The sequence below is a fragment of the Paraburkholderia caribensis genome (assembly GCF_002902945.1).
Taxonomy (GTDB): Bacteria; Pseudomonadota; Gammaproteobacteria; order Burkholderiales; family Burkholderiaceae; genus Paraburkholderia; species Paraburkholderia caribensis.
Map to the genome: position 1 here is coordinate 160,061 of NZ_CP026103.1, position 20,439 is coordinate 180,499.

Annotated in this window: 18 protein-coding genes and 1 pseudogene; 9 read left to right on the forward strand and 10 right to left on the reverse strand. The window is 63.6% G+C overall.

Annotation, left to right across the window (positions count from 1 at the left end; translation table 11 throughout):
* The first annotated feature begins 269 nt into the window (after positions 1–269).
* Positions 270–713 (forward strand): MarR family winged helix-turn-helix transcriptional regulator, encoded by a 444-nt coding sequence (locus C2L66_RS30240; protein WP_035991956.1) that lies wholly within the window; start codon positions 270–272, stop codon positions 711–713.
* A 15-nt stretch (positions 714–728) separates the two neighbouring features.
* On the opposite strand, the gene C2L66_RS30245 is transcribed toward C2L66_RS30240, so the two are convergent.
* The 5 genes from C2L66_RS30245 to C2L66_RS30265 form a co-directional block, all read right to left on the reverse strand.
* The gene (locus C2L66_RS30245) at positions 729–3,008 is read right to left on the reverse strand and encodes a xanthine dehydrogenase family protein molybdopterin-binding subunit (RefSeq protein WP_060610680.1); all 2,280 of its coding nucleotides are present in this window, start codon (positions 3,006–3,008) and stop codon (positions 729–731) included.
* A gap of 100 nt (positions 3,009–3,108) precedes the next feature.
* The gene (locus C2L66_RS30250; protein ID WP_060609799.1) at positions 3,109–3,756 is read right to left on the reverse strand and encodes an isochorismatase family protein; all 648 of its coding nucleotides are present in this window, start codon (positions 3,754–3,756) and stop codon (positions 3,109–3,111) included.
* A gap of 41 nt (positions 3,757–3,797) precedes the next feature.
* Positions 3,798–4,829: a M29 family metallopeptidase gene (locus C2L66_RS30255; RefSeq protein WP_060609801.1), complete on the reverse strand. Its 1,032-nt coding sequence runs from the start codon at positions 4,827–4,829 to the stop codon at positions 3,798–3,800.
* Between the two features lie 22 nt (positions 4,830–4,851).
* Positions 4,852–5,697 carry an alpha/beta fold hydrolase gene (locus tag C2L66_RS30260; RefSeq protein WP_054931516.1) on the reverse strand — a complete coding sequence of 282 codons (846 nt, stop codon included), beginning with the start codon at positions 5,695–5,697 and terminating at the stop codon, positions 4,852–4,854.
* 46 nt (positions 5,698–5,743) lie between these two features.
* Positions 5,744–6,496 carry a maleate cis-trans isomerase family protein gene (locus C2L66_RS30265; protein ID WP_060609804.1) on the reverse strand — a complete coding sequence of 251 codons (753 nt, stop codon included), beginning with the start codon at positions 6,494–6,496 and terminating at the stop codon, positions 5,744–5,746.
* Positions 6,497–6,812: 316 nt separating this feature from the next.
* Here C2L66_RS30265 and C2L66_RS30270 point away from each other — a divergent pair, with 316 nt between their 5' ends.
* The 3 genes from C2L66_RS30270 to C2L66_RS30280 all read left to right on the forward strand — a co-directional run bounded on the left by C2L66_RS30270 (position 6,813) and on the right by C2L66_RS30280 (position 11,054).
* Complete coding sequence (locus tag C2L66_RS30270) at positions 6,813–7,976, forward strand: FAD-dependent monooxygenase (RefSeq protein ID WP_060609807.1); 1,164 nt, start codon at positions 6,813–6,815, stop codon at positions 7,974–7,976.
* Between the two features lie 158 nt (positions 7,977–8,134).
* Positions 8,135–8,638, forward strand: coding sequence for a (2Fe-2S)-binding protein (locus tag C2L66_RS30275; RefSeq protein WP_054931519.1), 504 nt, complete (start codon positions 8,135–8,137; stop codon positions 8,636–8,638).
* A gap of 7 nt (positions 8,639–8,645) precedes the next feature.
* Positions 8,646–11,054: a cytochrome c gene (locus C2L66_RS30280; protein ID WP_233445079.1), complete on the forward strand. Its 2,409-nt coding sequence runs from the start codon at positions 8,646–8,648 to the stop codon at positions 11,052–11,054.
* Positions 11,055–11,200: 146 nt separating this feature from the next.
* On the opposite strand, the gene C2L66_RS30285 is transcribed toward C2L66_RS30280, so the two are convergent.
* Complete coding sequence (locus tag C2L66_RS30285; RefSeq protein WP_060609810.1) at positions 11,201–11,467, reverse strand: hypothetical protein; 267 nt, start codon at positions 11,465–11,467, stop codon at positions 11,201–11,203.
* Between the two features lie 315 nt (positions 11,468–11,782).
* Between C2L66_RS30285 and C2L66_RS30295 the strand changes: the two genes are divergently transcribed.
* The 4 genes and pseudogenes from C2L66_RS30295 to C2L66_RS30310 all read left to right on the forward strand — a co-directional run bounded on the left by C2L66_RS30295 (position 11,783) and on the right by C2L66_RS30310 (position 15,283).
* The gene (locus tag C2L66_RS30295; RefSeq protein WP_054931522.1) at positions 11,783–12,271 is read left to right on the forward strand and encodes a response regulator; all 489 of its coding nucleotides are present in this window, start codon (positions 11,783–11,785) and stop codon (positions 12,269–12,271) included.
* A 73-nt stretch (positions 12,272–12,344) separates the two neighbouring features.
* Positions 12,345–13,886, forward strand: coding sequence for an ATP-binding protein (locus tag C2L66_RS30300; RefSeq protein WP_098021712.1), 1,542 nt, complete (start codon positions 12,345–12,347; stop codon positions 13,884–13,886).
* Positions 13,887–14,190: 304 nt separating this feature from the next.
* A pseudogene (locus C2L66_RS30305) lies at positions 14,191–14,568 on the forward strand (two-partner secretion domain-containing protein); the annotation flags it as partial.
* Positions 14,569–14,815: 247 nt separating this feature from the next.
* Entirely contained in the window at positions 14,816–15,283 is a 468-nt protein-coding gene (locus tag C2L66_RS30310; RefSeq protein WP_233445080.1) for a hypothetical protein, read from the forward strand.
* Positions 15,284–15,514: 231 nt separating this feature from the next.
* On the opposite strand, the gene C2L66_RS30315 is transcribed toward C2L66_RS30310, so the two are convergent.
* Complete coding sequence (locus C2L66_RS30315) at positions 15,515–16,588, reverse strand: alkene reductase (protein WP_054931525.1); 1,074 nt, start codon at positions 16,586–16,588, stop codon at positions 15,515–15,517.
* A gap of 112 nt (positions 16,589–16,700) precedes the next feature.
* On the opposite strand from C2L66_RS30315, the gene C2L66_RS30320 reads away from it, so the two are divergent.
* Positions 16,701–17,576: a LysR family transcriptional regulator gene (locus C2L66_RS30320; RefSeq protein WP_060609822.1), complete on the forward strand. Its 876-nt coding sequence runs from the start codon at positions 16,701–16,703 to the stop codon at positions 17,574–17,576.
* A 201-nt stretch (positions 17,577–17,777) separates the two neighbouring features.
* On the opposite strand, the gene C2L66_RS41380 is transcribed toward C2L66_RS30320, so the two are convergent.
* The 3 genes from C2L66_RS41380 to C2L66_RS30335 form a co-directional block, all read right to left on the reverse strand.
* Positions 17,778–17,975 (reverse strand): hypothetical protein, encoded by a 198-nt coding sequence (locus tag C2L66_RS41380; protein ID WP_167352382.1) that lies wholly within the window; start codon positions 17,973–17,975, stop codon positions 17,778–17,780.
* Positions 17,976–18,414: 439 nt separating this feature from the next.
* The gene (locus tag C2L66_RS30330; protein ID WP_233445111.1) at positions 18,415–19,524 is read right to left on the reverse strand and encodes a branched-chain amino acid ABC transporter substrate-binding protein; all 1,110 of its coding nucleotides are present in this window, start codon (positions 19,522–19,524) and stop codon (positions 18,415–18,417) included.
* 192 nt (positions 19,525–19,716) lie between these two features.
* A complete protein-coding gene (locus C2L66_RS30335) occupies positions 19,717–20,361 on the reverse strand; it encodes a LysR substrate-binding domain-containing protein (protein ID WP_233445112.1) in 645 nt (214 codons plus the stop codon).
* Between the last annotated feature and the right edge of the window lie 78 nt (positions 20,362–20,439).

Consider the following 20,439-nt stretch of genomic DNA (forward strand, 5'->3'; position numbering starts at 1 on the left):
GTGCTCGCTGGAATCGGGAGACCTCCGGAAGATCGGCGGCGCGGGCTCGGCAACCCATGTCGAGGCGGGCGAAGTCACGCCGTCAGGCATGCACGGGGAAAGAAGACGTTAGCGAAGACCTTTTTGCATGCGGCGCAACATCGAACCACATTTCTCTTACGGCTGCTGATCTGGAGCAAACACAATCCGGGCTCGCATATCGCATGCCAAGGTTGAGGGTGTACACTGCATCGTTTTCATCCAACCGGCCCATCGCAGGCCGTACGTTCATGCCGTCTCACAAGGACTCTTACGACTTTCACGACCAGGTAGGCCATCTGTTGCGCCGTGCCTATCAGCGTCACGTGTCGATCTTTCAGGAAGCCATTCCCGATTCCGATCTCACGGCTGCGCAATTCGTCACGCTTTGCGCGGTGAAGGAGACGCAGGGCTGCTCGCTCAACGACATCGTCAAGGCGACCGCAATCGATCAGGCGACCATTCGCGGCGTGGTCGAGCGCCTGAAGGCACGCGCCCTGATCGAAGTCCTGCCCGACCCGAACGACGGCCGCAAGCTGCTCGTGCGCACGACTCCCGCCGGCCTCGCGTTGATCGAGCGAACGGTGCCGTTCGCTAAACAGGTGACCGAGCGCACCTACGGCACGCTCAACGCGGGCGAACGCGTGGCCCTGCTGTTCCTGCTGCGCAAGATGATGGAATCGGACGGCGAGTGAATGGCTGGCGTGGCGTCAAACCTGCGGCGCGCGCTGTGCGTCGAGCAGCACGCCCGCCTCGCGTAATCCGGCGCGGATCGTGTCGGGCGTAAAGGGCGCCGCGCAGAAACGCACGCCCGTCGCATCGTAAATCGCGTTGGCGAGCGCGGCCGGTCCCGGCACGGATGCCGATTCGCCCGCGCCTAGCGGCGGCTCGCCCTGGCGCGGCATCAGCACGACATCGATTGCGGGCAACTCCGGAAAAGTCAGGATCGGGTAACTGCCCCATTCGCGGCTGGCGACCTTTCCCTGCGCGAAACGCACGCGCTCCTTCAGCGAGCGGCTCAGCACCTGCACCACGTTGCCATGTATCTGATGGCGCACGCCGTCGGGGTTGATCATCGTGCCCGTGTCCTGGCCGATGGTGATGCGCTCGACGCGGATTTCCCCCGTCACCCGGTCGACGACGAGTTCGGCCACCCACGCGGCCCAGGCAGCCCCGAAGCCCGGAAAGCGGCTATGCACATAGCGGGCGTACGCGATGCCTCTTCCACGCACGAAGCGTTCTCCGCCTTGCACTGGCGTATTGCGAGGCGCGCGTGTTTTCCAGCCCGCGCGCTTCGCAACGGTTTCGAGCAGTTCGGCAGCGCGTGAATCGTCGAGATGGCGCAAGCGGAATTCGAGCGCGTCCACGCCTGTCAGCGCAGCCAGCTCGTCGGCGAATGAATCGTGCGCGAACGAATTCGGCAGCGCCGACACGCCGCGCAGCCACGCGGATCGCACGATGGGCGCCAGATCCTCGCAGACGAAGCGGCGATTCGGGCTCACATACGGCGAGACGGCCGTGCGATCGCCCATCTCGAAGATGCGCGGCTCGCTGGCGACGACGCGTGTCAGTAGCGACGCGAGCATGGGCGCATCGTTCGACGGATAACGCGTGACGAAGTCGTAGCCCGTCATGCGGCCATCGCGCGTCACGCTGCCCGTCACGTTCACGACTTGCCCCGTGCCCTTCGGCTCCCACGCATGCTCGTCGGCACGCGAAAGCTGCACGCGTACCGGCTGTCCCACTGCACGCGATAGCAGCAGCGCGTCGCCGCACACGTCGTCGGCGCAATTGCGCCCATAACAGCCGGCAGCTTCCATCCGCACGACATCGATGTCGGCTTCGTCGCGGCCCACGAGCGTCGCGAGGTCGTAGCGCAGCGAGACGGGGTTCTGCGTGCCGGACCAGACTGTGATGCGGCCCGAACCCGGCTCGCGATAATCCGCAAGCGCGCATGACGGCCCGATCGAGCCATGCATCTGATACGGCCATACGTAGGTGCGCGAAAGGGTCAGCGTGCCGGGCGCGCGTCGCGCGGCTTCGACGTCGCCTTCTTCGAGCAGCGGGCGGCGCGTGGCGGGTGCAGAGGCAATCGCGGCAGCGGGATCGTCGAGCGAAGGCAGATCGGGCAGGGGCTTCCATGTCACGCGCAGATCGCGCGCGGCGCGGATTGCCTGTTCCTCGCGCTCGCAAACCACGCCGACGAAATCGCCCAGCACGACGACGGCACGCAAGCCCGCCACGTGCGCAACCGATTCGCGGTCCACGCTATCGAGCAGGCCGCCGACGAACGCGCCGCTATCGAGGCCCGCATACGGCGGCCGCACCACGCGTCCATGCAGCATGCCCGGCACGCGCATATCGTGTACGAACGTGAGCATGCCCGTCGCCTTGGCGGGTATGTCCACCCGCGGCGCAGACTGGCCGATCACGCGATACGCCGACGGCGCTTTCACGCGTGCCTTCAGGTCGAGATCGAGCGCGATGCGTTTGCCCGCAACGAGCGCGGCGAAGCTCACGCGGCGCGCGTCGGGCGTGGCGGCGACAAAGACGTCGGCGTTGTCGGTGGCGAGCGCTTCGATCTGCGTGCCGAAGTGCTCCGCCGCGAGTTGCAGCAATGCGTGTCGTGCCTGCGCGGCGGCGCAACGCAAGGGCGCCGCGGAAATCTGGATCGACGCGCTCGCAATGGTCGGCCCCTGGTTCGGCGTGACGGCCGTATGTCCGAGCTGCATGTCCACGCGCGCGGCGGGCACGTCCAGTTCTTCCGCGACGATCTGCGCAAGCGCCGTGCGGATACCCGTGCCGAGATCGACATGACCGTTGAAGGCGAGAATGCGGCCGTCGTCGAGTATCGCGACGAACACCTCCGCCGCCTCGGGCACGAACGACGAGAGGCTGCCGGGCTGGCCGGGCGCGGGCTTGACGGGTTGTGCGGGTGGTCGCGCGACAGTGAGACAGCCTTCGCGCGCAAGCAGTTCGGAGCGGTTCACGGCAGAGAGTTCCAGTGAGGACGGTGTGTCCGTCCCGATCGCATTCACGCCAGATAGCCAAACTAAGCGGACAAATTGACAGCGTCAACCGCGTGCCGTGTCAGCGCCGCTGTGCGGTTTCGATCTCGGCGATAGCCTGCGCGAGCGGCATCACGGCCGCGTACTTCTGCTGCATGTCGAACAGGTTCGCATTGTGCGGCTCGATCGCGCGGTCGCCGACGCAATCGGACAGCACCAGCGGCCGGAAGCCATGCGACATCGCATCGACCACGCTCGCGCGCACGCAGCCGCTGGTGACGGAGCCCGCGACCAGCAGCGTCTGCACTGCGCGCTGCGTCAGCCACGGTGCGAGCTGCGTGCCGAAGAACGCTGACGGAACCGTCTTGCGCACCACGAGTTCGCCGTGCACCGGGGTCAGTTCTGGCACGATCGCGCTGTTCGGATGGTCTTCCGTAAGCGTGGCCATGCCGGGCACTTTCAACGAGAACACGTTGTCGTCGCTGCCGTCGTCCGCGTAGACGATGCGGCTGTGCGCAACGGGCCAGCCGTTGCGGCGCGCAAGCGCGAGCACATCCCGCGTGCGTGCGATAGCGGCCTTGATGTTGCCGCCGCCGAAGGTATCGGGGTCTGCGAAGCCGACTACGAAGTCGATGATCAAAAGGCCGATATTGCCGTGCACGGGCAACGGCGTGCCGAAGCCCTGTTGCCGGTAGACATTGGCTTCGGCGTGTTGCGTGAGATCAGTCATGGTGAGTGTCCGGTGTCCGGGGGTTGCGTGCTCTGATGCGCTCATTCGACCACGCGGCCGTCGCGCACGACGACTTCATCGTCGAGCTTCACGGTGCAAGCGCGCAGCGGAATGTCGATATGACACGTCGTGGTGCGGCTGCCGCCGCCTTCGTTATTCGGTCCGAGCGAAAACAGGAAGTTGCCCTCGAACGCGCGCGCGTCCATGCCGATGGTCGCCTCGCGGTCGTAGAGGCCGAGCGTCGACCAGCGGGCGCGCGGCTGCAAACCCCAGCCGATGTGCGAGATCGCGTAGCCTTCCGGATCGTCGAAGGTTTCCATGTAGTCGCGCAGCAAGGCCGCATCGACGCCGCCTTCGATCTTCGTCGCATAGCCGCCTTCCACTGTCAGCACGATGGGCTCGTTCACGTAGCGCTTTTGCGGCAGCAGGATGTCGCCGCGATCGATCACGATCGTGCCGTGCGCGGAGCGATCGTTCGGGAACGTCAGCGCGAAGCCGCTCGGCCAGTGGTCCCAGCGGCCCGGCTCGTCGACGAAGCCGTATTCGGCGATCGGTCCGAACTCGCCCATCGGACAGACGAGTGCGGTGCCCGCCGGCGACGAAACACGCATCTCGCGCGCGGCGCCGATCTTCCTGGTCGCGGCGAGCACGCGCTCGCGGTCCGCGACGGTCGGCACGAGGCGCGCGAGCACTTCGGGCGGCTCGACCGCGAGCAGGATTTTCGTGCCCGACTTCAGGATGTCGTGCTGCTCGGGCGAGAACAGCAGCGTCATCAGGTCCAACACCAGATCGCTTTCCTTGAGCGCCGCGATGGCCGCGCGGTTGCCCGTGAGCGGCGTGGTGCCGAGATACGCGAGCGAATCACGGCTGAAGGCCTTGTCGCCGTTCACGGGCGGCAGGTCGAGCCGGTTGACGATCGCCCCCATCGACTGCGTGGCGATCAACGCGCACGCGAGTGTCTGCGGATGCGTGGCGGCGCTCGTCAGGATCGTGACCGTCTGCCCCGCTTCGAGACGCGAGAGCGTGAGCACTTCCTTCCACGCTTCGATCAGTTGGTAGTCGCTGATGGACATCGTGTGTTCTCCAATGGATGCGTCAGATCGAGGCGGCCTTTTGCGTGAGCGGCGCGCCGAGGAAGGTGCCGAACGCGTCGTAAAAACCCGCTGCGTTGTCCCACGGAATCATGTGACCGGCATCGGGCACGCGAACGTGCTGCATCGTGGGCGTTGCGCGCTGCAGTTCGGCGACGTCTTCGTCGCGCACCACGTCGCCGCGTTCAGCCGTGACGAGCAGCGAGGGCACGTTCAGTCGCGCGGCGTCGGCGTGGAAATCGTCGGTATGAAAGCCTTCATACGACGCGAGCACGGCGCGCTCGTCGCAGGTGTGCAGCCACTCGGCGCGCAGGCGCAGTTCTTCGTTGGTCCACGTGGGGCAGAATGCGCGCATGCCTTCGGCGTCCGTGCCTTTGCGCGCGAGCGCCATCGAATCGACATACCAGGGCAGCTTGCCCGGATACGCGCGGCGGCCCGGCCCGGAAACGGGCGGATCGACCAGCACCACGCGTTCCAGTCCGCGCGGCGCAAGCAATGCGGCGCGTGCGGCGATGCGCGCGCCCATCGAATGTCCGACGAGCGCGAAACGTTCCAGACCCAGCGCGGCCGCCAGCGCGGCGACGTCCCCGGCCTGCGCGTCGAGGCTGTAGTCGAGCGTGTCCGATGCTTCCGACAGGCCGCGTCCACGCACGTCGATCACGTAGGTATCGAAGCTCGCGCCGAACACTTCGCCGACGAAGCCCCACGTCACGGCAGGACTCGTGATGCCCGGAATCACGATGACGGCAGCGCGCGCGCCACGCTCGCCGCCTGTGCCGCCGTAGCGCAGATAGTGCTGGCGGATGCCATTGGCGGCGATGTTCGCGCCGTAGAGGAAAGTGCTGGACATTTGACGCTCCGGTGAATGGGATTGGCACGACCCGATAAGCGGGGACTCAATAAGCACCCGAAAGAAGCGCGCCCGCGCCGGGGACGATCGGTTCGAGATCCAGTTCGCGCAGCATCGCGTAAGTCGTGGCGATGGCGGCTGTGATCACCGGCTTGCCCGTCATCGCCTCGACCTTCGCGACGGCGGCCAGCGACGGCATCTGCACGCAGGCGGACAGGACGATCGCGTCGGCGTCCGCATAGTTCAGCGTCTTGACGATCGCAGGTAGGCGCGCGGGATCGTGACGGCCAACTTCGAGGTTGTCGGGAATCTCGAGCGCGCGATAGTCGAGCACTTGGTAACCTTCGTTGCGGATGTAATCGACCACCAGTTCCGTCAGCGGCTTCATGTACGGCGCGACGACGACGATGCGCTTCGCGCCGATCACCCTGAGCGCATCGACGAGCGCGCCCGCGCTGGTCAGCACGGGTGCTGCCGCGCCGTTCTCTGCCGTGTGCTTCGTCAGGCGCGCCTGCGACACGCGGTGATAGCCGCGTCCCATCGCCATGATCGCGACGAGGCACGCATAACCCAGCACGTCGACGCGTGCATCGGAAAGCTCGATCGCGCAACGGTCCGATTCCGCGTCCATCGCGGCAAGCTCTTCCTTCACGACCTTCTTCATGCGCATGCGGCTCGAATGAAACGTGAAGCGCTCCGGGCGGATCGCTTCGCGCAGACGCAGCATCGCCGGAATTTCCGTTTCCATCGTGGTGTTCGAGCTCGGCACGATCTGGCCGATCCGATAAGTCTTGCTCATGACGCGCACTCCATTCCAGTTGGGCGGCGACGAGGCCCGCGTTGCGGGTGTCGTCGGAGATTTGCGCAAAGTCTAGCGTGTACATTTTAAATGCACAACGGGGAGAAATAATTTCATCCAGCGTCATGCATCATATATAGGTGAAAGTGCGCGGAATGACGTAGGTGGTTAACCGGAAAACATTGTGCTTGCCGATTTATTTTCTAATGTGTACGCTACATTCAAATCGAATCGCATTCGACTCAACCTGGCCCGTCGGCGCACAGCACAGCACGGCACTCCGCAGCGCGGCGCGGGCGCACCACCTGGAGAACCCATGAGCAAACCCCGTATCGCCATCATTGGCGCCGGCCTCGGCGGCGTCGCAGCCGCCGCCCTGCTGCAGCGCGCCGGCCACGACGTGCGTCTCTACGAGCAGGCGCCCGCGTTCTCGCGCCTTGGCGCGGGCATTCACCTTGGCCCGAACGTGATGAAGATCATGCGGCGCATCGGCTGCGAGGACGCGCTGAACGTCATGGGTTCGCATCCCGACTACTGGTACAGCCGCGACTGGAAGACGGCCGAGGCAATTGCGCAGATTCCGCTCGGCGACTACGCGTTGAAGACGTACGGGGCGAGCTATCTCACCGTGCATCGCGGCGACTTTCATGCGCTGATGACGGAAGCTGTGACGCCTGGCACGATCAGCTTCGGCAAGTGCCTGCAATCGGTCGAAGACACGGGCAGCGATGTGCGCCTCACGTTTGCCGACGGCAGTGTGGAAGTGGCGGACCTCGTGATCGGCGCGGATGGTGTGAACTCGAAGATCCGCGAGCATCTGCTCGGCGCGGAGCCGCCGCGCTATACGGGCTATGTCGCGCATCGCGCGGTGTTTCCGGCGTCGCTGCTCGGCAACCGTCCTTACGACATGTGCGTCAAGTGGTGGTCGGAAGACCGTCACATGATGGTCTACTACGTGACCGAGAAGCGCGACGAGTATTACTACGTGACGGGCGTGCCGCAAGCGGAGTGGCCCACGGGCGTCTCGATGATGGATAGCAGCCGCGACGAAATGCGCGAGGCGTTCGAAGGTTTTCATGCCGATGTGCAGAATCTGATCGACGTGTCGCCGTCCATCACCAAGTGGCCGCTGCTCGAACGCGATCCCCTGCCGTTGTGGAGCCGCGGCCGCCTCGTGCTGCTCGGCGATGCCTGTCATCCGATGAAGCCGCACATGGCGCAAGGCGCGGCGATGGCGATCGAAGACGCGGCGATGCTGGCGCGCTGCCTCGACGAAACGGGCGCAACCGACTACGCGGGCGCGTTCGCGCTCTACGAGGCCAATCGCGCGGCGCGAGCGTCGAAGGTGCAACTGGTGTCGCACAACAACACCTGGCTGCGCACGAACGAAGACCCGGCATGGGTGTTCGCGTACGACGTCTTCGACGTGCCGCTCGTGTCGCCGCAAGTGGCGGGCGCGAAAGAGCCAGCCACCGCGTAACGCCGCAGCGGGCGGAATTTCGGCGGGTTATAAGGTACGGTGCGGCGTGTCGCCTGCGCGTCATCGCGCAATGCACGCTGACCGGGCTGCGGACGGCTGCAAGGCGGGTTGCAACAGCGGCGTCGCGCAGCTCCGGCACATCCTTAACGAGTCAGTTCATGTTGCAATCCGCTTCCCACGCGCAGCCGCTCACGCTGAAGGTGAACGGCGAGACGCGCACCATCGAAGGCGCGACGCCCGATACGCCGCTCCTCTACATCCTGCGCAACGACTGCGAGCTGAACGGCCCGAAGTACGGCTGCGGTCTTGGTCAGTGCGGCGCGTGCACGGTGCTCGTCGATGGTCAGGCCGCGCGCTCGTGTGTCGTGCCCGTCGCAGCGGCGCACGCGCGCGAAGTGACGACGCTCGAAGGGCTCGGTACGCCCGACGCGCTGCACCCTGTGCAACGCGCGTTCATCGACGAGCAGGCGGCGCAATGCGGATACTGTCTGAACGGCATGATCATGAGCGCGGCGGCGCTGCTTGCAGGCAATCCGTCGCCGGACGACGACGCGATTCGCGACGCACTGCGCTTTAACCTGTGCCGTTGCGGCACGCATCTCGAGATCGTGCGGGCCGTGAAGCGTGCGGCGTTGTATCTGCAGCAGCAACATGGGCAATGAGGCCGCGATGAGCGAGGACGATTCGCAGGCATTGCGGCTGAAGCAAGGCGGCGCGTTGTTGACGGAAGGTGAAGACGATGCGGCTGCGCGTCGCCGCGCGCACTACGCATGGCCCGCCGATGGCATCGATGCCGATGCGCAGCTCGTTGTCGAAGCGAGCGTCGCGGCGGACGGCACGATGGCGAAGTGGCACTATCGCGCGCGCGTCGGCGATACGGCGAGCGAGGCGCGTGGCTCCCGCACGCAAGCATCGCTGCCGCCGTTGCTGTATCGCCATGCACACGCGAGCGTCGCCGTCGACGATCCATCGCGGTTGATTCCCACGCAGGCCCATGCATTCGCGCGCGAATCGTTCATCGACGAAGTGGCGCACGATGCGCGGCGCGATCCCGTCGCACTGCGGCTCGATCATCTCGATGTCACGCGCGACGCGGGCGCGCGCCAAATCATTCGGATGGTGAGCGAACGCGCGGCGTGGGGCGCTGCGCCGCAGGCTGCTCAGGCGCCTGCTTCGCCATGGCTGCGCGGGCGTGGCTTTGCGTTCGACGGCCAGACGCGCGAAGCGACGCGGCGCGTCGATGCGCTGCCCGATTATTCTCCGGGCAACACACGCGCCGAGCCGCCGCCGATGGGCTGGTCGGCGTGGGTGGTCGATCTCGACGTCAACCGCGTAACGGGCGACATCGCCGTGCGCCGCGTGGTGGCGGGCCAGGGTGCGGGAACACCGGATGCCGCCGCACTCCAGGGGCTTCCGGCATGGCAGATCGAAGAAGCGATTGCGCGCGCGACAGGCGTGCGCCGGATCGCGCGCGCGTCGCACGACGAAGCGGGCGGCGCGGCTACGCCTGTCTCGCACGATCTGATCGACGCGCAAAACGAGCGGGCATCGAATGTCACTCCGCGCTCCGCATTAGACGACCGACGCATCGAGCAGGCGGCAGCGCCCGTCGCGGCAGCAATCGCCAATGCGCTTTACGACGCCACGGGCGTGCGCTTTCGCGCCCCGCCGTTCGACCCGGAACAGATTCGCCGCGCGTTTGCCGCAGCCGGTCCTGCCGTCATGCTCGACGCGCCCGCGGCAGCCCGGCGGCCCTCGCGCTGGCGGCGGTGGCTGGCGGGTGGTGGCATCGGCGGGGTGGCGGGAGGGTTGATCGGGCTTGCGTGCTCGATCCTGCCTGGGCCGTCGCCGATCGCGCCGTTGCCCGCAGGCGCGGGTGCCGACGCATCGATGTGGAGCGCGGCAATGCTCGAACGCGGCCGCCAGGTTGCGATTGCTGGCGACTGCGCCGTGTGTCATACGGCGCCCGGCGGGCACGTCAATGCAGGCGGCCTCGCGCTGCAGACGCCGTTCGGCACCGTCTGGTCGACCAACATCACGCCTGATCGCGACACGGGCATCGGCGCGTGGTCCTATGAAGCGTTCGCGCGCGCGATGCGCCAGGGCATTGCACGCGACGGCCGGCATCTCTATCCCGCGTTCCCGTACACGGCGTTCGCGCGCATGAGCGAGTCCGACATGATGGCGCTATACGCGTACCTGATGTCGCAGCCTGCCGTGCAGCACGCCGCTCCCGAAACGAAGCTGCCGTTCCCGATGAACCAGCGGCGGCTCGTCGCGGGCTGGAACTGGCTGTTTCATGACGCGCGCGCATACCAGCCGGACGCACAGCAATCGGCGCTGTGGAATCGCGGCAAATATCTGGTGGATGGCGCGGCGCATTGCGGCGCGTGCCATACGCCGCGCAACGCGCTGGGCGCGGAGAAGGGCGGCTTTGCGTATCTGGGCGGCGGCAGCGCCGAGGGCTGGGACGCGCCGGCGCTCGTTGCTGCGCGAGCCGCGCCCGTGCCGTGGACGGAAGACGCGCTGTTCACCTATCTGCGCAAAGGGTTCTCCGCCGAACACGGCGTGGCCGCGGGGCCGATGGCGCCCGTCGTGGCGGGACTGGCGAGCCTGCCGGAGCCGGATGTCCGCGCGATAGCGCACTATATCGCCTCGCTTTCTCCTCCCGTCGATCCCGCCGTCGCCGCGCAAGCCGCCGCGCAACGCGCCGCAGGGGCGAACGCGGATGCGCTGACAGCGGCCGGTTTCCAGAACGGACGGCGCATGTTCGAGGCAGCTTGCGCGGTATGTCATGCGGAATCGGGCGGCGTGGGCCATCTGGGCGTGCGTCCGCTGATGGGCCTGAACACCAGCGTGAGTCAGGCGAGTCCGGAGAACCTGTTGCGCGTGATGATGCGCGGTATCGCTCAGCCCGCCACGGAAGGGCTTGGCTACATGCCGGGTTTCAAGGACAGCTTCGACGATCAGCAGCTCGCGGAGCTGGCAGGCTACATTCGTGCGCGCTATGCGCCTGGCCAGCCTGCATGGCACGGCCTTGCAGAGGCGGCCGCAGGCCTGCGCGAGGCGGTGCATTGATCCCGCGGCTGGCGTCACCGCGTTCGTGCCGGATGACGGGCGCGCCCGGGCCGGCACGGCGTATGCGTGGGGACTGTCGATTGGCTGGTTGGCTGGTTGGCAGGTTCGGCGGGTCTGAACAGCCGAATTTGCCTGCGTCTGATCGTTCATGCCGCGCCGTGCAGATCGTGGCGCACGCTCAATACGGGATCGGTCACCCAGTCGGCTAGCCAGTCTTTCCATTTTGCCCACCGATGCGCGTCGAGTTCAAACTCTCCCGCCAATGCGCCCGTCCCTTCCGCACTGAGATCCGCGTAGACCAGCCTCTCGCCGTTCCACCAGGCAATCGCCGTGTCCGTCAGTTCCGCGACGGTATCCGGCCCGGCGTCGCGAAGCAGGGCCGTCAACTGCTGTTCGAAGTCTTCACGTTGCATGCTGGATGTCTCCTCTTGAATGGTTGCGGCACATCGTTTGCGGACTGGCTGTAACCCGGGTGTGTAACCCAAGTGCAAGAAGGGGCGAGTCATGGCAACGCAATGTGTCGAGCAATGGGCATTCGATGTACACGATGTACCGGCCGAAGAGGCCGTCGAGCGCTCCTGCTTTCAGCACAGCAAGCGGCACGCCGTGACGACGCGAAGAGGTTTTCGTTGCGCACGCATCTTCAGCGCAACGCGTGCGCTGCGGGTGCCCGTTAACCGAAACCATCTGCTGGCGGCCGCCAACGGCGGCGCTCGCGGCGAATCCGCATGACCGATACTACGAGTCAAACCGTGGCAAATGTACTGCTGGTCGACGACGACGCGGAGAATCTGTGGTCGCTGCAACTGGCGCTCGAAAGCGACGGTCATCATGTGAGCGTTGCAGGAGATGCCAACGGCGCGCTGGATATCCTGCGTCGCGAAGCCATCCATCTGATGATCACGGACTACGAAATGCCCGGCATCGACGGCGCGGAGTTGTGCCGTCTGGTGCATGAGCAGCCGGCCCATTGCGGGTTGCCGATCGTGTTGTTGTCGGCGGCGGCCGAACCGCCAGACCTTCGGCAATCCTGGACGCGGTTCTTTCGCAAACCGGCGCGCATCCGGGATCTGACGGCCGCGCTCGACGCCCACGTTGCAATGCGCCAGCCCGCCATGAGGCTGCCGCACCCAAAAGCCTGTGTGCGCGCAGTCCTGAGATGTCAGAACCTGCCCGCATCGCGCTGGATTGCCGTCGAACCCCGCTGCTGGCCATAAGCTGCGCCCATGTCGAGGCCGTTTAGCGGGGGCGTACAATCAGTCATTGAAACCCGCCACCGGACAGTCCCAGATGAGCGACATTCACAAGACGCACCATAGGGCGCACGAGACAGCGGAGACAGCTGAGCAATTCCGCATTCTCGTACAGGGCGTCACTGACTACGCGATCTACATGCTGTCGCCCGCAGGCGTCGTCACGAGCTGGAACGTCGGTGCCGAGCGGATCAAAGGGTACAGCCATGCCGAGATTCTTGGCCGGCACTTCTCGTGTTTCTATACCGACGCGGATAGAGCAGACGGCGCACCAGCCATGATTCTCGCCACGGCGGCGCGCGAGGGCCGCGCGGAACGCGAAGGATGGCGCGTGCGCAAGGATGGCAGCCGCTTCTGGGCCCATGTGGTGGTCGATGCCATTCGCGACGAGCGCGGCGAACTGCTCGGTTTTGCCAAGGTCACGCGCGACATTACCGAACGCAAGCAGTCGGCGGCTGCGCTGGAAAAGGCCAATGTGGCGTTATTCCAGGCGCAGAAGATGGAAGCGATCGGCAGGCTCACGGGTGGCGTCGCGCACGACTTCAACAATCTGCTCGCCGTGCTGTCCAACGGCCTGCAAGTGCTGGCCACGCAGTCGCGCACGCATCTGGACATGAAGATGATCGACGGCATGCGCCGCGCCATCGATCGCGGCGCTTCGCTCACGCAGCAACTGCTGTCTTTCGCGCGCCAGCAGCCGTTGCGGCCTGAAGTTCATGATCTGAACCTGTTGATCCGCGACTTCGAGCCGATGCTGGTGAAGGTGCGCGCCGATAACAGAACGAAATGCGAACTCGACCTGACGGGCGATTCCGCGTTCGCGCTCGTCGATGCCGCCCGCTTCGAAGCGACCTTGCTCAATCTCGTTGTCAACGCCGTGGACGCGATGCACGATGGCGGGACCGTGACGGTCGCGACGGCTACCGTCGAATCGGATAGAGCGGTCACGGCAGTGCTGACGGCGGGCCGCTATGTGCGGATCTCCGTATCCGACACGGGAACGGGCATGCCGCAGAAAGTGCTGGAACAGGCGTTCGAGCCGTTCTTCACGACGAAGCCGGCTGGAAAGGGCACAGGGCTAGGGCTGAGCCAGGTCTACGGGTTCATTACCCAGTCGGGCGGCGACGTGGTGATATCGAGCGTCGAAGGAGAAGGCACGACCATCGATCTCTATCTGCCGATGGCGCAGGCGGTCGAGTCGGCGAGTACCTTTGCCGCTTCGAAAGTCGAAACGGTTTTACTGGTCGAAGATGAACCGGATGTGCTGGGGCTTGCGACGGAACTCTTCCGCAGCATCGGCTATGAAGTCGTGGTGGCCGCCAGCGCCTCCGAAGCGGTGGCGATCCTGAAGGAACGCGATGATATCGACGTCGTCTTCACGGATATCACCATGCCGCACGGCATGAGTGGCATGGACCTGGCGCATCATGTCCGCGCCGGGTATCCGGACGTCAAGGTGGTGTTGACATCGGGCTACCCGCTCGCCACGTTGCGCGACGAGTATGGCGCTTTCAATGAGTTTCCTTTTGTCTATAAGCCGTACCGCCTGGCCGATCTCGCGAGGGCGCTGAGAGCGTGACGCGGCTTTGATCGAAACATTCCCCGTTGTATTTGCCACTGCGGCCCGAGAGCGAAGCATGCGAACACGCGGCGATGCTGCGCACAGTGCGGCGCGCATGACTCGTCGCGGATTTGCAATGTGTGGAGATCTGACCATTTAACATTTCCGAAGTTATTTAAAGAATTTTCTAAAGGAAATGCTCCTAAAGTTTTCGTAACGGTTGCCGACATTCGTCCCATGACTACGCGCAGGTCCTTCATGCAGCCTGCATAAATCAAGAACGAACGGGGAACTCGCTGTCTGAGAGCGGCGAGTGAGCGGTATGTCGAGGCGATCTACAGGAAGTACCGCCTGCCTGAAGAACGGGCGGGTAGTTCAGTGTTGTTTGCTTGCTCTGGCGGTAGCGTCGTCGCATGCGCACGCGGCGGGCGTCGTCGCGGACGGCGGCACGGCCACATCCGTATCGACGGCTGCGAACGGTCACCAGGTCGTGAACATTGCGCCATCCGTTGGTGGTGTATCGCATAACACCTACGCCCACTTCAACGTTGGAAGCGCCGGGGTCGACCTCAACAATGTCGGCATCAATGCGCGCACCATCGTCAATCAGGTGACGAGCACAGACCCGAGTGTGATTTCGGGGCAGCTCGCCGTGCTCGGTTCGCGGGCAAACGTCGTGCTCGCCAAACCGATGTCGATATTCCTATTGCCAGTATCTTTGCCATTCCGACACTGCTGAATCAGTATGGATTGTCAGCGGGAACATATGTTGGACAATCGAAGGAACAAAATAAATGAAGCGGGCGTCGCTCTCTATTTGCGTTGTACTGCTAGTGAATACGGCGGGATGCGCTGGGCACACGGCGAGCGGAACGTCATCGTCGCCATCGGGCGCGATGGTAACGGACTGCCCTGACTTGAGCGGGAGATACGCGGGAGCGGGAAGAATGGTGCGCGGCGATCCGACTCAGCAGATCGGTTCACGACTGACGCTGGATTTTGTGTTTCCGCCCGCTGACCTGGAGGCCAGGAAGCTGATGGTGTCGCGCTACAAAGTCGACGGACACGGCATCATTGTCCCGCCAGATTACGTCAGGGTAACGAAATCGGGGAGCAACAGCTACGTGATTGCCGCGTTTTATGGAGACTCGGAGATCGGGGAGTACAGCGCCGAGGAACCGCCAAAGACTGAAGTCATATGCAAGGGTGGCGCGCTATACAGAAAGTACCAGGAGAGCACGCGTTCCGACTATGGGCCAAATCATGTGACGACTGAGGATATGGTTCGAATCGACGGCAACGGAGACCTGATATTCCGGCGCGAGATGCGCGTTGCCTACCACGCGCTGATATTCAATCTTCCAATGGGAACAGGGTCATTTTTTGAAGAGTACAGATTCCCTCGCATCAAGTAGATATGCAGATGCTTGTGATGGTTCGACCCTGCTTCGTTGTTCGCTGGCAAAGCGGGTCATCCATTTTTTAGGACGTGCGCTCGGACACCAGCTTGAACGGCCGCAGGTCTGATTCACTCACACGTGGACTATCAGTGCCACGACGCACGCCGCGTCACGGGTTTTGCATCCGATGACGATAAACAACTGCGAGGCGCTGCAGTTCGTGTCGAAAAGGCGCTCATGGCGACCTCACTCTGTCGCGGATAGCGCGAGCGTTGGGTAGTCGGTATAGAACTTCTCCGTGCCCCCAAAAAAGCCTTCACGCTGCGGCTCGTTCATCGGCGCATTGGTCTTGAGCCGCTCGACGAAATCGGGGTTCGCCAGCACCATCGCACCATAGGCTTCCAGATCGGCGGTACCCGATGCCGCGTCGGCACCCACTTGTTCTCGCGGACGTCCCGGACGGTTCAGGATCAGCGTGCCTGTCCAAAGCTTACGAATCTCTGCCAGCAATGGCTCGTCGCCCAGATGCATGATATGCAGATACGCGAGGCCCAGCTTGTCGAGTTCAGCGACAAGGTAGCGGTATAACGCGTGCAGTTCCGCTCCCTCGTCGATACCCCCCATCGCCGTGCCCGGCGACAGGCGGATGGCCGTCCGGTCGGCGCCGATTTCACCGGCGATGGCCGTGGCAACCTCGATGGCAAAGCGCGCGCGATTCTCGATCGAGCCGCCGTATTCGTCGGTGCGCGTATTGGCGCTTGGCGCGAAGAACTGCTGGATCAGGTAGGCGTTGGCGCCATGGATCTCGACGCCGTCGGCGCCCGACTCGACGGCGCGGCGAGCCGCGAAGGCGAAATCCGCGACTGTCCGGCGCACTTCGTCGCTCGACAGTGCGCGCGGCACGGGGATGTCCTGCATGCCGCCGGTCGTGAACATGCCTACGCCCGGCGCGATGGCCGACGGTGCGACAGCGGGGCGGTGGTGCGGCGTGTTATCCGGATGCGACATGCGGCCCGCGTGCATCAGCTGAATGAATATACGGCCGCCTTTGTCATGCACCGCGCTCGTGATCTTCTTCCAGCCTGCTACATGTGCGTCGGTGTAGATGCCCGGTGTCGTCAGGTAGCCCTGGCCGTCGTCCGAAGGCTGCGTGCCTTCCGAGACGATCAGGCCGACCCCGGCGCGCTGCGCGTAATAGCGGGCGGCGAGGTCGCCAGGCGTGCCGTCGTACTGGGCACGCGAACGGGTCATCGGCGCCATGACCAGGCGATTTTGCAGGGTGTAACGGCCAACACGGATGGAATCGAACAGTTTGCTCACGACGGAATCCTCGGATCAGGTTGAACGGGCAGTGGTTCGATCATCCTCTGCTGCACACCGAAGATAAAGATAGTCTTTCGGATATCATTGATCCATTCATGGAGCAATGTGGATGGATGATTACCTGAACGACATGGCTTTGTTCGTGGAAGTGGTGAAGGCCAACGGCTTCCGCCACGCGGCTGAAGCGGTAGGGATACCGAACTCGACGTTGTCCCGCCGGATCAGCGCGCTGGAGAAGAGCATCGGGCTTCGGCTGCTGCACCGCACGACGCGCAAGATCGAACTGACCGAGGCCGGGCAGCTTTACTTCGAACGGTGCAAACGCATCGTCGACGAGGCGCGCCTTGCGCATGAACAACTGGGGGACATGCTTGCGCAGCCCAGTGGGACGCTTCGGGTGTCGTTGCCGGTGGACTTCGCCGTGACTTACCTCGCGCCGTTGATCGTCGAGTTCGCCGACATGTATCCCGGCATCAGCTTCGATTTCGATCTCACCCCGCGGCGGGTCGATCTGGTCAGCGAACCCTATGACGTGGCGATCCGCATTGGCGAATCCGGGAGTTCGCAACTGATCTCGCGCACGCTGGCTTCGCTGACGCCGTACCTGTATGCGTCTCCCCGTTATCTGGAGCGAGCGGGCGAGCCCGGCAAGCCTGCGGATCTGGAGTGGCACGAATGCCTGGCTATCCTGAAGGCGGGCACATGGACATTGCACGACGGAAAACGTACGGCAACGGTTCCGGTACGCGGGCGGATCGCGCTCAACAGTGTCGGCATGATCCGTCGTCTGGCAAGCCTCGATATGGGGATCGTTTTGCTTCCGCAACAAGTCGTCGCCGATGATCTGGCGAGCGGGCTCTTGCGGCCGGTCTTGCCCAGCTGGCACGGTTCGGCGACGCCGATCTACGCGATTACCGAAACCCGTCTGCTACCCGCAAAGACACAACGCTTCATCGAGTTTCTTCAGGCGCGGCTGGCGCGGTAAGCGCCAGGCCGCGAGCGTTGACCGTATGCGGCCAGATCGACTCTGGACGCGATTGGTGATGGTGAGATATTCCCCGTCGATGAATCTGGATGGCCCGCGAGGATAGGATGGTGACGCGGACGCGGACGCGGACGGCATCGACGGCGAGGTGGTGATCTTTTCACGCTTCATGGCGATCTCGAGGAGACACGCCCCCTGATTTCACCGGGAAGGATGGTTTCGGATGTTAGCGCCGACGTGTGGCGTCGCGTCGGATGTCACGGGCACAGCGCGAACGAATGCATTCGTTCGCCCCTTGTTATCTGATGGCATGCCGCTGCGCGGCACATGTCCATTGATATCTTCGGCTTCGCTCGAGCGCGTAAAGCGCAAGTGGGTGATGTCGGTCGGGAAGAACATGCTCCAGCTCCATTCGACAAAGATCCGCAGCTTGCGGCCGAGCGTCGGAACGCGGGACAGATAGAAGGCGCGAGCGAGTCGTTGCCGCCAGGAATCATCAGGCTTGCCCAGCCCATCAGTGCACCTCCGCTCAGGCAGCGCGCCCGTTGCAATGCCGTCACGCGCGTCGCCCGTGCTTGTGCGCCGCGCATCGCGCGGGTGACTGGGGCTGACGTCGCGCCCAACTGCAGTGCACCGAACAGCGGGGCGCGCGAGCAGGTGCCGCCCGCATGCCCTTGTGCAAGATCGGCGAGCGCGTCGGTGTAAGTCCAGGCTCCATCGAGCACGAACAGCAGCACGAAGGTGATGCCGCACGCGGGCAAGAAGTACAGACCTCATGCGCACATGAAGTCCGTTCCGCAAAACGACAATGGGTGGGCGCCATCAGAACGTTTGATGCTCAAGGCGTCATCGTGGTGAGAAGGATCTTCTTCCCGTCCTTGTAACCGTATAGCGTCAGCCTTGGGTTCTTCACATCACCCTTGCCGTCGAACTGAATGCCGCCAATCAGGCCTTGATAATCGGTCGAGCGAGCCGTTGCCAGAACTTTCGCGCGATCAGTGCTACCACTGCGTTTCATGGCATCGACGATGACCATGACTGAGTCGTAGGCATACGGCGCATAGATCTGGACAGTAGTTCCGAACCGCTTTTCATACTCTTTTTCGAATGTCGGACCCGCCTTCATCCGGGATAGCGGGAGTCCGGCAATACTGCAAACCAGATTGTCGACGGCTGGGCCGGCCAGCGACGCGACTTCATCTGAGCAGGTGCCATCGCCGCCGAGCACCTTCGCCTTGAGTCCCAATTGTGCTGCCTGTTTGATAAATGGTCCGGCCGTCGCATCCATTCCACCATAGAAGATGACATCCGGAGATTGCCCCTTTATTTTGGTAATGAGCCCCTTGAAGTCGATGGCCTTGTCGTTGGTCGCTTCTCGTGCGACGACTTGTGCGCCGCCGCCCTTGATTGCTTCTGAAAACTGATCGGCGAGCCCCTGACCGTATGCTGTGCTGTCGTCGACGATAGCAACTTTCTTCGCTTTCAAGGTTTGCAAAGCGTAGTGCGCGAGCACGGGCGACTGTTGTGCATCTGTCGCGACGAGACGATAAGTCGTGTTGAAACCTTGCTGCGTGAACTGCGGATTGGTTGAGTCCGGTGAAATTTGCAGCACCTGGGCGTCGTGGTAGATGCGCGATGCTGCAATTGAAACGCCGGAGTTCAGGTGCCCGACGACTGCCACCACGCCGTCATCGACCAGGCGTTGCGCGACCTGAGTCCCCTGGCGCGGATCGGCCTGATCATCCACGGCGACAAGTTCCAGCTTTATCTTTTGCCCAGCGACGACAAGACCGTGACGGTTGATGTCTTCCACTGCCAACCGGGCTCCGTTCTCGTTTTCCTTTCCGAGGTTTGCAATTGCGCCGGTGGTCGGCGCTGCGCTGCCGATTTTCACGATCTTGATGTCATCAGCCGCGTACGACATGCAGCATGCGAACGACAGCGCCATTACCGCGAAGCCTGTTTTGATATGACTGGTCATTCTCCCGCTCCCAATAGCAATCAGCCTGTTGAAGTTCTCCTGCAAATCACGTCGAGGAGAGTGGAACAAAGGCTATGGGTGCAAAAAGACCATGACAATTGACTCTTTTGGATGCTCGTATAACGCGGGGGTAATATGACCAGGTTGAAAGTACTGCACTCAGTTGATGCTGGAGTCGCCCTGTGTGACGCTAGCGGCTGCCTCCTCGCGCATGCACTGCGCCAGCAGAAGCGGCGCCGGGCTATTGAGATCTACTCTGCGGTATAGCACCACTTCACTGAGTTTCGTGAGAGACGGGAAATTGATCAACGATATGCGGCCTCTCGCTGCATATTCGGTTGCGTAGGACAACGGCAGTAACCCGATAAAAGGTGCGCGCATCATCAACTCGATATTCAGCGCGATGCAACTGGACTCTACAACCGCGTCGTGGATATCGAGGCCTTCTTCTTCCATCAACCGGGCGAGCGCGATGTGGGACGGGCTGCCTTGTTGTGGGACGAGCCAGGTAAATTCCGTGAGGTCCTTCAGGGTGACGAGTCGCTCTCTGGAAAGCGCATGACCGGGACCTGCGACGAAGACAATGGGCTCACTATATAGCGACTCCGTCATCAGGTCGGGGTCGTCTTTCGCTCTTGCTCGCGCAAGTACGAGATCGGCTTCGCCCGTGCGTAGCATTTCGAGCAGTTTGTCCAGCGGGGCCTCGATGAATCGAACGGAGGCTGCCGGTGCGCGAGTGAGAAAGCTCACCATCGACTGTGAAATAAACGAGGGCGGCACCGCCGTTACCGAGCCGAGATTCACATGCCCCGCCGTGCCCGTGACCAGCGAAGCAACGTCCCGCTGGGCAAGTCCGACCTGCCGGAGGATCTCCCGACCTCG

What these genes read in the sequence shown, in the direction of transcription:
- C2L66_RS30240 (WP_035991956.1), top strand. Translation starts at nt 270, where the DNA reads ATGCCGTCTCACAAGGACTCTTACGACTTTCACGACCAGGTAGGCCAT.
- C2L66_RS30250 (WP_060609799.1), bottom strand. Translation starts at nt 3,756, where the DNA reads ATGACTGATCTCACGCAACACGCCGAAGCCAATGTCTACCGGCAACAG.
- C2L66_RS30255 (WP_060609801.1), bottom strand. Translation starts at nt 4,829, where the DNA reads ATGTCCATCAGCGACTACCAACTGATCGAAGCGTGGAAGGAAGTGCTC.
- C2L66_RS30260 (WP_054931516.1), bottom strand. Translation starts at nt 5,697, where the DNA reads ATGTCCAGCACTTTCCTCTACGGCGCGAACATCGCCGCCAATGGCATC.
- C2L66_RS30265 (WP_060609804.1), bottom strand. Translation starts at nt 6,496, where the DNA reads ATGAGCAAGACTTATCGGATCGGCCAGATCGTGCCGAGCTCGAACACC.
- C2L66_RS30270 (WP_060609807.1), top strand. Translation starts at nt 6,813, where the DNA reads ATGAGCAAACCCCGTATCGCCATCATTGGCGCCGGCCTCGGCGGCGTC.
- C2L66_RS30275 (WP_054931519.1), top strand. Translation starts at nt 8,135, where the DNA reads ATGTTGCAATCCGCTTCCCACGCGCAGCCGCTCACGCTGAAGGTGAAC.
- C2L66_RS30280 (WP_233445079.1), top strand. Translation starts at nt 8,646, where the DNA reads ATGAGCGAGGACGATTCGCAGGCATTGCGGCTGAAGCAAGGCGGCGCG.
- C2L66_RS30285 (WP_060609810.1), bottom strand. Translation starts at nt 11,467, where the DNA reads ATGCAACGTGAAGACTTCGAACAGCAGTTGACGGCCCTGCTTCGCGAC.
- C2L66_RS30295 (WP_054931522.1), top strand. Translation starts at nt 11,783, where the DNA reads ATGACCGATACTACGAGTCAAACCGTGGCAAATGTACTGCTGGTCGAC.
- C2L66_RS30300 (WP_098021712.1), top strand. Translation starts at nt 12,345, where the DNA reads ATGAGCGACATTCACAAGACGCACCATAGGGCGCACGAGACAGCGGAG.
- C2L66_RS30310 (WP_233445080.1), top strand. Translation starts at nt 14,816, where the DNA reads ATGGTGCGCGGCGATCCGACTCAGCAGATCGGTTCACGACTGACGCTG.
- C2L66_RS30320 (WP_060609822.1), top strand. Translation starts at nt 16,701, where the DNA reads ATGGATGATTACCTGAACGACATGGCTTTGTTCGTGGAAGTGGTGAAG.
- C2L66_RS41380 (WP_167352382.1), bottom strand. Translation starts at nt 17,975, where the DNA reads ATGTTCTTCCCGACCGACATCACCCACTTGCGCTTTACGCGCTCGAGC.
- C2L66_RS30330 (WP_233445111.1), bottom strand. Translation starts at nt 19,524, where the DNA reads ATGGCGCTGTCGTTCGCATGCTGCATGTCGTACGCGGCTGATGACATC.